General features: G+C 73.6%; 11 protein-coding genes. 3 read left to right on the forward strand and 8 right to left on the reverse strand.

The genetic code is table 11. From position 1 onward, the window contains the following. Positions 1-21: 21 nt before the first annotated feature. From ACFY29_RS00570 to paaK, 3 genes are read right to left on the reverse strand one after another with little or no spacing between them, the layout of a single operon-like run. The gene (locus ACFY29_RS00570; RefSeq protein ID WP_386982058.1) at positions 22-1,128 is read right to left on the reverse strand and encodes a nucleotide disphospho-sugar-binding domain-containing protein; all 1,107 of its coding nucleotides are present in this window, start codon (positions 1,126-1,128) and stop codon (positions 22-24) included. 10 nt (positions 1,129-1,138) lie between these two features. Beyond that, the gene (gene paaI, locus ACFY29_RS00575) at positions 1,139-1,522 is read right to left on the reverse strand and encodes a hydroxyphenylacetyl-CoA thioesterase PaaI (protein ID WP_386984575.1); all 384 of its coding nucleotides are present in this window, start codon (positions 1,520-1,522) and stop codon (positions 1,139-1,141) included. 31 nt (positions 1,523-1,553) lie between these two features. After that, positions 1,554-2,861 carry a phenylacetate--CoA ligase PaaK gene (gene paaK / locus ACFY29_RS00580; RefSeq protein ID WP_386982061.1) on the reverse strand — a complete coding sequence of 436 codons (1,308 nt, stop codon included), beginning with the start codon at positions 2,859-2,861 and terminating at the stop codon, positions 1,554-1,556. Between the two features lie 345 nt (positions 2,862-3,206). Here paaK and ACFY29_RS00585 point away from each other — a divergent pair, with 345 nt between their 5' ends. From ACFY29_RS00585 to crcB, 3 genes are read left to right on the forward strand one after another with little or no spacing between them, the layout of a single operon-like run. Beyond that, on the forward strand, positions 3,207-3,965 hold the full coding sequence (locus tag ACFY29_RS00585) for a class I SAM-dependent methyltransferase (RefSeq protein ID WP_386982064.1): 759 nt from the start codon (positions 3,207-3,209) through the stop codon (positions 3,963-3,965). Between the two features lie 33 nt (positions 3,966-3,998). Further along, entirely contained in the window at positions 3,999-4,484 is a 486-nt protein-coding gene (locus tag ACFY29_RS00590) for a fluoride efflux transporter FluC (protein WP_386982067.1), read from the forward strand. Then, positions 4,481-4,843, forward strand: coding sequence for a fluoride efflux transporter CrcB (gene crcB / locus ACFY29_RS00595; protein WP_386982070.1), 363 nt, complete (start codon positions 4,481-4,483; stop codon positions 4,841-4,843). The genes ACFY29_RS00590 and crcB overlap by 4 nt, the downstream gene beginning before the upstream one ends. Before the next feature lie 126 nt (positions 4,844-4,969). Here crcB and ACFY29_RS00600 read toward each other — a convergent pair whose 3' ends face one another. The 5 genes from ACFY29_RS00600 to ACFY29_RS00620 form a co-directional block, all read right to left on the reverse strand. Beyond that, the gene (locus ACFY29_RS00600; RefSeq protein WP_386982072.1) at positions 4,970-7,162 is read right to left on the reverse strand and encodes an FtsX-like permease family protein; all 2,193 of its coding nucleotides are present in this window, start codon (positions 7,160-7,162) and stop codon (positions 4,970-4,972) included. Next, entirely contained in the window at positions 7,159-7,839 is a 681-nt protein-coding gene (locus ACFY29_RS00605) for an ABC transporter ATP-binding protein (RefSeq protein WP_386982075.1), read from the reverse strand. The genes ACFY29_RS00600 and ACFY29_RS00605 overlap by 4 nt, the downstream gene beginning before the upstream one ends. Continuing rightward, a complete protein-coding gene (locus ACFY29_RS00610) occupies positions 7,836-8,360 on the reverse strand; it encodes a PadR family transcriptional regulator (RefSeq protein ID WP_386982078.1) in 525 nt (174 codons plus the stop codon). The genes ACFY29_RS00605 and ACFY29_RS00610 overlap by 4 nt, the downstream gene beginning before the upstream one ends. Positions 8,361-8,464: 104 nt before the next feature. Beyond that, complete coding sequence (cobA, locus tag ACFY29_RS00615) at positions 8,465-10,096, reverse strand: uroporphyrinogen-III C-methyltransferase (protein WP_386982080.1); 1,632 nt, start codon at positions 10,094-10,096, stop codon at positions 8,465-8,467. Further along, positions 10,093-10,689 (reverse strand): precorrin-8X methylmutase, encoded by a 597-nt coding sequence (locus ACFY29_RS00620; RefSeq protein ID WP_386982083.1) that lies wholly within the window; start codon positions 10,687-10,689, stop codon positions 10,093-10,095. Before ACFY29_RS00620 ends, cobA begins: the two co-directional genes overlap by 4 nt. Position 10,690 lies beyond the last annotated feature (1 nt).

A 10,690-nucleotide genomic window follows, 5' to 3' on the forward strand; every position in this document is an offset into this window, starting at 1 on the left:
TGCGGCCACGCGGGCCGGCCGTCAGACCAGCGCGGCCAGCCGGGCCACCAGGTCGGACGGCGGCGGCATGGCGGCGATCTCCCGGCTGACCTGCCCGGCGGCGGTCCGCAGGCGGTCGTCGGTGAGCAGCCGGGTCAGCGTCTCCGGGGTGATGTCGCGCGGACGCAGCGCCAGGCCGGCGCCGCGGCGAGCCACCAGCTCGGCGTTGTGCCGGCGGTCTCCCGGGCCGACCGTGGCCATCTGCGGCAGGCCGGCGGCGAGGGCGCCGAAGCAGCTGCCCGCCCCGCCGTGGTGGACCAGCGCCGCGCTCGCCGGCAACGCCTCGTCGAGCGGGATCCAGTCCACCACCCGGACGTTGTCGGGCAGCGTACGGGCCGACCGCTGGTCCGGCCGGACCAGCACGAACTCGGCATCCACTTGGGCGGCGGCCGCCACCACAGCGGGCATCGGCCCCTTGTCGCCGGGGCCGGTCAGGGTGCTGCGGGTGACCAGGATCCGGGGTCGTTCACCAGGTTCCCGCAGCCAGGGCGGCAGCTCGCCGCCGCCCACGTAGGAGGTGTACCGCATCGGCCACCCCTCCTGCGTCGCCACGCTCGGCGGTGCCACGGCGAGGGCGGCGGCCGGTGGCGGCAGCTCGCTCAGGCCGTGCCGGCGCAGCGCGGCGCCGAGCCGGGCTGAGGTGGCCTGGACCAGGTCGCGTCCGTCGAAGAGGGCATTCTCCTGCCGGACCGCCGGCACACCCAGCCGGGCGGCGGCCACCGCGCCGGCCACCGCGAACGGCTCGTACACCACCAGGTCCGGCCGCCACTCGGTGGCCAGCTCGACGACCGGGTCGGTGAGCTGGTCGTTGAGCGCGCCGAAGAGCAGGCCGGCGCCCCGGGTGCCGGCGGTGCCGGCCAGCTCGGCCCGGGCGATCAGCGGATGGCGGGGAAAGACCCGCAGCGCGATCCGGCCGAAGTCGAAGCCCGGCGCGACGTCGTGCACCGACACGCCAGCCCCGGCGGCGGCAAGCCCACCGCCACCGGTGGCCAGCAGCACGTCGTGGCCGGCGTCACGCAACGCCACGGCGAGCGGCACCAGCGGGAAGACGTGGCCGACCAGCGGCGCGGACACCACCAACACGCGCATGGCCGGGATCCTATGTCGACGGAAGCGACGCCGGGGTCCGGCTGCGCCCCCGGAACTCCGCGACCACCGCGCCATCGTCCCGGGTGACGGTGACGTCGTAGATGCCGCTGCGGCCGTACCGGGTGCGCTCGGTGGCACAGGCGGTGAGCAGGTCACCGGCACCGGCCGGCCGGACGAAGGTGATCTCGCCGCCAGCGGCGACGGTGACCGGGCCCCGACTGTTGCAGGCCAGCGCGAAGGCGGTGTCGGCGAGCAGGAAGACGAAGCCACCGTGGGCGATCGCGTGGCCGTTGAGCATCTGCTCGGTCACCCGCATCCGGGCCACCGCCGCACCGTCGCCAGCCTCGACCAGCTCGATGCCGAGGCCACGCGAGGCCGCGTCGGCGTCAAACATGTCGTACGCCGGATTGCGCTGTTCGGTCACCTCAGCTTGCCCGGCGCTGGTCGACGATGCGCCGCATCTTGCCCACCGACCGCTCCACGCCGTCCGGGGCGAGCACGTCGACCGCCACGCTCACCCCGATGGTGTTCTTCACCAGCTCGACCAGGGTCGCGCCGGCCCGCTCGGCGGCGTCCACGCCGACTCCGGCCCGCCGCTCCACCCGCACCGTCAGGGTGTCCAGCCGGCCCTGCCGGTCGAGCACGCACTGGAAGTGCGGCGACAGTTGCGGGGTGCGCAGGATCAGCTCCTCGATCTGGGTGGGGAAGATGTTCACCCCGCGCACGATCATCATGTCGTCCGTCCGGCCGGTGATCTTCTCGATCCGACGCATCGGGCGGGCGGTGCCGGGCAGCAGCCGGGTCAGGTCCCGGGTGCGGTAGCGGACGACCGGCATCGCCTCCTTGGTCAGCGAGGTGAGCACCAGCTCGCCCTGCTCGCCGTCGGGCAGCACCGCGCCGGTCAGCGGGTCGATGATCTCCGGGTAGAAGTGGTCCTCCCAGAGGTGCAGACCGTCCTTGGTCTCGACGCACTCGGTGGCCACGCCCGGCCCCATCACCTCGGAGAGCCCGTAGATGTCGACCGCGTGGATGTCCAGCCGGTCCTCCATCTCGCGGCGCATGTCCTCGGTCCACGGTTCCGCGCCGAAGATGCCCACCCGCAGCGAGGTGGCCCGCGGGTCGACGCCCTGGCGCTGCATCTCGTCCACGATGGCCAGCATGTAGCTGGGCGTGACCATGATGACCTCGGGTTCGAAGTCGCGGATCAGCATGACCTGTCGTTCGGTCATACCGCCGGAGACCGGGATGACCGTGCAGCCCAGTTCCTCGGCACCGTAGTGCGCGCCGAGTCCGCCGGTGAACAGCCCGTAGCCGTACGCCACGTGCACCCGATCGCCGGGACGGCCGCCGGAGGCGCGGATCGACCGGGCCATCAGCCGGGCCCAGGTCCGCAGGTCGTCGCGGGTGTAGCCGACCACCGTCGGCCGGCCGGTGGTGCCGGAGGAGGCGTGCAGCCGGGCGACCCGTTCCCGGGGTACGGCGAACATGCCGAACGGGTAGTTCTCCCGCAGCTCCGCCTTGCCGGTGAACGGGAAGCGGGCCAGGTCCTCGAGGTCCCGGCAGTCGTCGGGGTGCACGCCGGCCTCGTCGAATGCCCGGCGGTAGTGCGGCACGTTGTCGTACGCGTGCCGCAACGACCAGCGCAGCCGCTCGTGTTGCAGGGCGCGCAGCTCGTCGACGCCGGCCCGCTCGATCGGTTCGAGCTCCTCGGGGCGAGGGGTGCGGTCCTGCATTGCGGGTGCCTCCTGTCCGCCGGACGCGGCCGGGTCGTGCCGGCCGACGCGGGTACGGTACGCCCGCGCTTAGGGGTGCTCGGGGTCCAGGTTGCGTGCGGCGCGGTCACCAGCGGGGCGGTGTGGGTGCCGCGTCGGTCGTCGGCGCGGAGGATCCGGGTCGCAGGACGCGCTGCTCCAGGCGGGTGACCAGCACGCGGATCTCGACCGCCGACCGGGGTTCGGCGCGGGGTCGGGCGGTGCCCGACCCCGCGACGGATCATCGCCCCGCCATCCTCTCGCAATTGCACATTGTTGGCAACAAGGTCTGGACAGCGGGCCGGTGCCGTAACTAGCCTCAGCGTCATGACTCCTTACATCACCGAACCGTCGGCCTGGCAGGAGAGCTGGGACCGCCAGCAGGAGGCCTACCTGCCGGACCGGGAGCACCGCTTCGCCGCCATGCTGGACGCGGTGGACGCGGTCACCGACGGCGCGCCCCCGCGTCTGCTCGACCTGGCCGGCGGCACCGGCACCATCTCGCTGCGCACCCTGCACCGCCACCCCGACGCTCGGGTCACCCTGCTCGACCTCGACCCTGCGCTGCTCGCCCTCGCCCGCGCGTCGCTGGCCGAACGCGCCACCGTCGTCACCGCCGACCTCGCCCGCGCCGACTGGGCCGACGCGCTGCCCTACCGCGACTTCGACGCGGTGCTCACCGCCACCGCCCTGCACTGGCTGCCCGCCGAGCGGCTGGCCGGGCTCTACGCGGAGATCCGCGACGTGCTGCGCCCCGGCGGCATCGTCGTCAACGCCGACCACATGCCCGACGACGGGCTGCCCGAGCTGACCAAGCGGCTGACCGCGTGGGCACGGGACCGGCGCGACGGCCGGTACGCCGCCGGCGCGGCCCTCTCCTGGTCCGACTGGTGGGCACGGGCCGGCGCAGACCCCACCCTCGCCCCGCTGGTGGCCCAACGCCAGGAGATCTACCCCACCGGGCACAGTCCCGAATGGAACCCGCCCGTGTCCTGGCACCTGACCGCGCTGACCGCGGCCGGCTACACCGAGGTCGGCACCCTCTGGCGGGGCGGGTCGGACGCGGCAGTGGTGGCGGTGCGCTGACCAGGCCGCACCCCGCCGGGTGACAATCGTGGTGTGGGAGGACCTGGGTCAGAGCCGTCCGAGCGGCGTACCGATCCCGACGTCGATCTGCGGGTACCCGCCGACCGGGCGGAGCTGCCCGCGCACCGGGCGGCGGTGCTCGGGGCCATCGCCGCTGGCGGGGTGCTCGGCACGCTGGCCCGCGCGGGCCTGCAGGCGGCCTTCCCGCACCATCCAGGTGGCTTTGCCTGGGCGACGTTCGGCATCAACGTCGGCGGCTGCCTGCTGATCGGCGTACTGATGGCGGTCCTCGGCCACCTCGGCGGCGGACCGCCGTTGGCCCGCCCGTTCCTCGGCGTCGGCGTGCTCGGCGGGTTCACCACCTTCTCCACCTACGCCATGGACATCCACCAGGCGGTGGCCGCCGGCGCGCCTCAGATCGCGCTGGCCTACCTGGCCGCGACGCTGGTGGGCGCGCTCGCCGCCGTGTGGGTCGGCGACGCGCTCACCGCCGCGACGCTGAAGTGGGGCGCGCGGTGACCGTGCTGCTGATCGCGCTCGGCGCGGCCGTCGGCGCGCCGCTGCGCTACCTCACCGACCGAGCGGTGCAGTCCCGGCACCGCTCGACCTTCCCGTGGGGCACCTTCACCGTGAACGTGGCGGGCTCGCTGCTGCTCGGCGCGGTGCTCGGGCTGCCGGCCGGGCCGGCGGTGACCGCGCTGGTCGGCACCGGGTTCTGCGGGGCGCTGACCACCTACTCCACCTTCGGTTACGAGACAGTGCGGCTGGCCCGTACCGGGCACCGGTGGCAGGCCCTGGCCAACGCACTGGGCAGCGTCGCCGCCGGCCTCGCCGCCGCGACCGCCGGCGTCGCCCTGGTCCGGTGGCTGACCGGCTGAGCATGACGAGTTCCCGCCGTTCCGTCGTGGCCGTGGCCGTGGCCGACACGGTGGCGAAGAGTGCCGGACCGGGCCACCGCCGCAGCCGGCGAGGCTGCGGCGGTGATGCCGTGACGCGTACGCGGGCTATTCGCTGCGGGCGGTCTCCGGTCCCGTGATCCGTTCCAGCAACGGCAGGGCGCAGGCGATGATGCCCAGGCAGGCTGCCAACCCGACGACGACGATCACGTAGAAGCCCGGGCTCGGCGCAGTGAGCCTGTAGTCCATCTGCGCCTCGAGGAACAGTTGTGCGGCGAGGAGGCCCATCCCGACCGCGACCGCTGCGACGGCGAGCATCGGTACGGCGCTCTCGAGCGCGACCACACGTCGGAGGACCCCCACCGGCGCACCGCTGAGTCGCAACAGACTGAATGGGCGCTTGCGCTCGGTGAGACCGCCGACCACGCTGACCGCGAGACTGCAGCCGGCGAGCGCGAGGCTGGTGACGATGATGACGTTCGCCAGTTGTTGCCAGCCGCGCAGGGTGTTGGCAAAGCCCGACTCGAAGTCGCCGGGAACGTTCGGGCCGACCCAGAAGGTCGGGTAGGCCAACTCGAGGACCGTTCGCGAGCGTTCCACCGCGGCGGCCGAACCATCGGTGCCGACGACGATCGACGTCACCGGCAACCGCGGAAGGTCGTCGAGTGGGACCGATGCGGCGGGCCAGACCCTCGTGGACGACGCCGATCCACGGAAGGGGACGAGGCTCGTCGGCACCTCGGCCACCGAGGCGCCGTCCGCGCACCGGCCGTACGCCCTCGGGAGGTCGGTGCACGCGATCACCCCGGGGTCGTCCGGGAGTACGGTCTCCAACGACCGGTCGCGTAGGGCGTTGGTGACGATCGGGTTTTCGCGGACGACGGTCGCGTTCTGCACGCCGGGGATCGCGCGGAGGTCGGCGAGCGCCGGGTCGGTTTCTGCCGGCGGGTCCTCGGCGAAGACGGTGGACAGGGTGCCGGCGTCGGTGGAGCCGATGGCCGCCGGGCCGCGGTTGTCGACGATTGTGGTGATCACGCCGACGGCCACGCTCGTGACGAAGAGCGCGAGCATGATCCCGCTGATCGCGCGGAAGCCGGCTTTCGGGTTGTCGGCGAGGCGTCGGGCGGCGATCAGCGTGGCGGGTCGGTTGGCGCGCCGGGCCAACACCCGGGCGCCCACCATCGTCAGCCAGGGGCCGGCGAGGATCAGGCCCGTCATGATGAGCAGGAACCCGGGCAGGAACACCGCGGTCTGGCCGTCGGACGTCTCGGGCCGGTGGCCGAGGGCGAAGGCCAGCACACCGACCCCGAGCACGAGCGGGATCAGCCGGTACGCGCTCGGCGCGCGTGGGGTTACCCGCCTGGTGACGCCGAGCGGTGAGATCCGCACGCGGCGCAGCGAGATCTGCGCGGCCACCGCCGCACCGGCCGGGACTCCCAGCGCGACGAGCAGGCCGTCCAGCACGCCCAGCGACATGTCGCTGGGGAAGAACGACATGCCGGTGAACGGGATGTCCGCGAGCGAACCGCGGAACGCGAAGAAGAGGAGGAAGCCGAGGGCGGTACCGGCGACGGCGGCGGCGGCCGCCTCGACCGCGGCGACCATCGAGATCTGCTTCGGCGTCGCCCCGACCAGGCGCATCGCGGCGAAGCGTTGCTCCCGACGGGCGGCGCTGAGCCGGGTCGCCGTGCCGATGAAGATCAGCACCGGGAACAGCAGGCCGCCGGCGATCACGCCCAGGATGAGGTTGACCGTCGTCTCGGGGAGCCTGGGAGTGTTGTCGCCGACGCTGGTGAGCTGCTGGGCGCGGGGCAGCTCGGCGACCTTGTCCGGGGTGCCGCCGACGATGACGAGCAGGGTGTCCGGTGAGGCCAGTGCCGCCCGGCCGATCGTGCCGAGGTCGCGTCCCGCATAACGGTCGCCCAGGTGGTCGGCCGGGTGGGCGGCCAGCAGCTTCTGCAACTCGGGCGAGGCGTAGTACTCCCCCGGCCCCGGCGTCGTGGGAATGCCGACCGGGGTGGGCGCGCTCGGTCCGGTCGCCGCGACGTCGATCCGGATGATCTGCTCGCCGTGGAAGTAGTCCTCCCGCGTCGACCACCACAGCGGGTCGGCGTCGCCACCGGTCGAGGCGGTGGGATACATCGACGCCTGCCTGGTGAGCTGCGCGTTGGCGGCGTTGACTCCGGCGAGGGTGACCAGCAGCAGCCCGGTGCCCACCGCGACGGCAGCGGCGATGATGGCGAGGCGGGTGAGCGCCTCCCGGCCGCCGGCGACGGCGAGGCGGAGCCCGAAGCCGATCATGAGGCGATCCTCTCCGGCGCGTTCACGCGCCCGTCGCGGACGATGACCTCGCGGTCGGCGTACGCGGCGATCCTCGGCTCGTGGGTGACCAGGATGACCGTGGTGCCCTGCTCGCGGGCGGCGGTGACCAGCAGGTCCATGACCTGTTCGCCGGTGAGCGAGTCGAGCGCACCGGTCGGCTCGTCGGCAAAGAGCACCTCCGGCTCGGCGACCAGGCCGCGGGCGAGGGCGACGCGTTGTGCCTGCCCTCCCGACAGCTCCCCCGACCGGCGCTGCTCCAGGCCGTCCAGGCCGAGGCGCTCAAACCAGCCGGACGCCTTGCGGAGCGCCTTCGTCCGGCGGATCCCACTGAGCAGCAACGGAAGGGCCACGTTCTCCACGGCGGTGAGCTCGGGGACCAGCTGGCCGAACTGGAACACGAACCCGAAGCGGTCCCGGCGCAGGCCGCTGCGCTCGGTCTCGGTCAAGGAGTCGATCCGTGACCCGTCGAACAGGACCTCGCCGGAGTCGGGCACGAGGATTCCGGCCAGGCAGTGCAGCAGGGTCGACTTGCCCGAGCCGCTGGGACCCATGACAGCGAGGATCTCGCCCTGGTCCACGGCGATGCTCGCGCCGCGCAGCGCGGGCGTCCGGCCGAACGAGAACTCCACCTTGCGGGCTTCGATCATGACGGTCATGGCCGCACCGTTTTCCTCAGGGCGTCCAGCCGGGCGCCGGTCATCTCGATCCAGCGGAGGTCCGCCTCCAGGTGGTACAGCCCATGGTCGGCGAGCAGCGCGTCGACGAGGCTGCCGGTGCGCTTGACCTCGGTGAGCTCACGCATCCGCTCCAGGTGTGCGCCGCGTTGGGTGTCGAGGTACTCGCTGGCGGGACGGTCCAGCATCAGCGCGAGCACGACCTTCGTGAAGAGCACCGACTGCAGGTGGGGCTCCGGCTCGACCGGCTGGGTCAGCCACTGCTCGACCTCGGTCGCGCCCAGGTCCGTGATGATGTACCGCTTGCGGTCGGGGCCGGCGCCGGGGCCGACCTCGCTGATCACCACCTTGCCGTCGCGGGCCAGGCGGCCGAGGGTCGAGTAGACCTGGCCGAAGGGCAGCGGCTTGCCACGCCCGAAGAAGGCGTCGTAGTCCCGCTTCAGGTCGTACCCGTGGCTGGGCTCCCGTTCGAGCAGGCCGAGCAGGGTCAAAGGAACGTTCATGCCGTGAGACTACCCTGAGGGTATACCTCGCGTATATACCTTCAGTATCTTCTCGAAACCCGAGCCACGCCGCCCCGGCCACACTGGGCCGGGGCGGCGGGTGGTCAGGTGGCTGGGAGGCCGGTGGCGGTGAGGGCGACCACCGGGCCCACCACGAAGACCGCCGGTGGGCGGATCTCCTCCCGGCCGGCGACCGCGCCGATCTCGTCCAGTCGGGCCGGAAGGGCGCGCTGCCCGGGGTGCCCGGCGTCCTGCACGGCCAGCACCGGGGTGTCCGGAGCCCGGCCGTGTTCGACCAGCGCGGCGGCGATCTTGGCGATGGTGTCCACCGCCATCAGCAGCACCAGCGTGCCGCGGGCCCGGCCCAGCGCCGCCCAGTCGACCAGCGAATCGGGGTGCCCGGGCGGCAGGTGCCCGGAGACCACGGTGACGTCGTGCGCGACCCCGCGGTGGGTCACCGGCACACCGGCCAGCGCCGCCGCGGCGAACGCGCTGCTCACCCCGGGGACGACGGTCACGGGCACGCCGGCCGCCGCGCAGGCCTGCACCTCCTCGTGGCCGCGACCGAACACGTACGGGTCGCCGCCCTTGAGCCGGACCACCCGCCGGCCGGCGCGGGCGTGCGTCATCAGGGCAGCGTTGATCGCCTCCTGGTCCATCGACGGTCCACGGGGCACCTTGGCGGCGTCGACGATCAGCACGTCGGGGCGCAGCCCGGCGAGCAGCCCGTGCGGGGCCAGGCGGTCGACCACCACCACGTCCGCGGCGTCGAGGAGCGCCTTGCCGCGTACAGTGATCAGGTCGTCGGGTCCCGGCCCGCCGCCGACCACCGCGACCGATCCGTGGTCGTGCTGGTCGTGCCCGTGCCCGTGGTGGTGGTGGCCGCCGACCGGGTCGTCGGGGTGGTCGTGCGGGCGTTGCGGGCGGCCCACCTTGTCGGCGAAGCCGGGCATCAGCACCCGGTACGCGCAGGTGTCGCAGTTCATCCGGATGTCCCCGCCCAGCGCCTCGGCGTACCGCTCCAGCACCAGGTCGGCCAGCGCGTCGCAGTCGCCGATCAGGTCGGCCACCCGCACGTCCAGCTCGGGGTGGGCGGCGGCGAACTCCGCGGACTGGGCGACGATCCGGTCCGGCAGCACCCCGGCGAACAGGAAGTACGGCGCGACCACGATCCGCCGCGCGCCGAGCCGACGCAGCCGGTCCAGTACCCCCGGCACCGACGGCTCGGCCAGGGAGATGAACCCCGGCTCGACGCCGGCGTAGCCGCGCCCCTCCCAGAGCAGCCGGGCCACCTTGGCCACCTCGGCGTTCGCGTCCGGATCGGTGGAACCCCGGCCGATCAGCGCGACCCAGGTGCCGGCCCGATCCGCTCCGGCCAGCGCCGCGTCGATCCGCTGTTCGAGGGCGTCGTGCAGCAGCGGGTGCGGCCCGAGCGGACGCCCGTAGCGATAGCTCAACCCGGGGTGGCGCTCTTGCTCGCGTCCCATCGCGGCGGGGATGTCGCCCTTGCCGTGCCCGGCGGCGGTGAGCACCAGCGGCAGCGCCACCAACGCCTGGTGCCCGCGCGCGACGAGCGCACCGACCGCGTCGGTCAGCGGCGGGCGGGACAGCTCGATGAAGCCGCCCTCCACATCACCGACTACGCCGCGGCGACGGACCCGCTCGACCAACGCGGCGAACTGGTCGATCCCGGCCACGCTGCGGGTGCCGTGCCCGACGATGACCAACCCGGTCATGGCATCTCCTCGACGTAGAGCAGGGCGTTGAGGGCGGCGGCGGCGACCGCCGAACCGCCCTTCTCCCCCACGTTGGACACCCCGGGCAGGCCGCTGGCCCGCAGCGCCACTTTGGACTCGGCAGCGCCCACGAAGCCGACCGGCAGGCCGACGACCAGCGCCGGCGCGGCGTCCAGGGTGAGCAGTTCGACCAGTGCGGTCGGCGCGCAGCCGACCACCCAGACCGCGCCGGGCCCGACCCGGTCGAGTGCGATCCGCACGGCCGCCGCCGAGCGGGTGATCCCGGCCGTCCGGCCCAGCTCGGCGGCGGCCGGTTCGGCGACCGGACAGACCAGTTCCAGGCCGGCTCGGGTGATGCCGGCGGCGACCATCGCCACGTCGGTGACCACCGGCACGCCGGCGCGCAGCGCGGCCAGCCCCGACTCCAGGGCCGGCTCGTCGCAGACCAGCTCGTCGACGTACGCCAGGTCGGCGCTGGCGTGCACCACCCGCTCGGTCACCGCCCGGCTCAGCGGCGGCAGGTGGGACAGGTCGACCCGGTCGCGCAGGATGCGGTACGACTCCGCCTCGATGGGGTGCACCACCCGGCTCACC

The sequence above is a fragment of the Micromonospora sp. NPDC000668 genome, from assembly GCF_042897975.1.
Taxonomy (GTDB): domain Bacteria; phylum Actinomycetota; class Actinomycetes; order Mycobacteriales; family Micromonosporaceae; genus Micromonospora.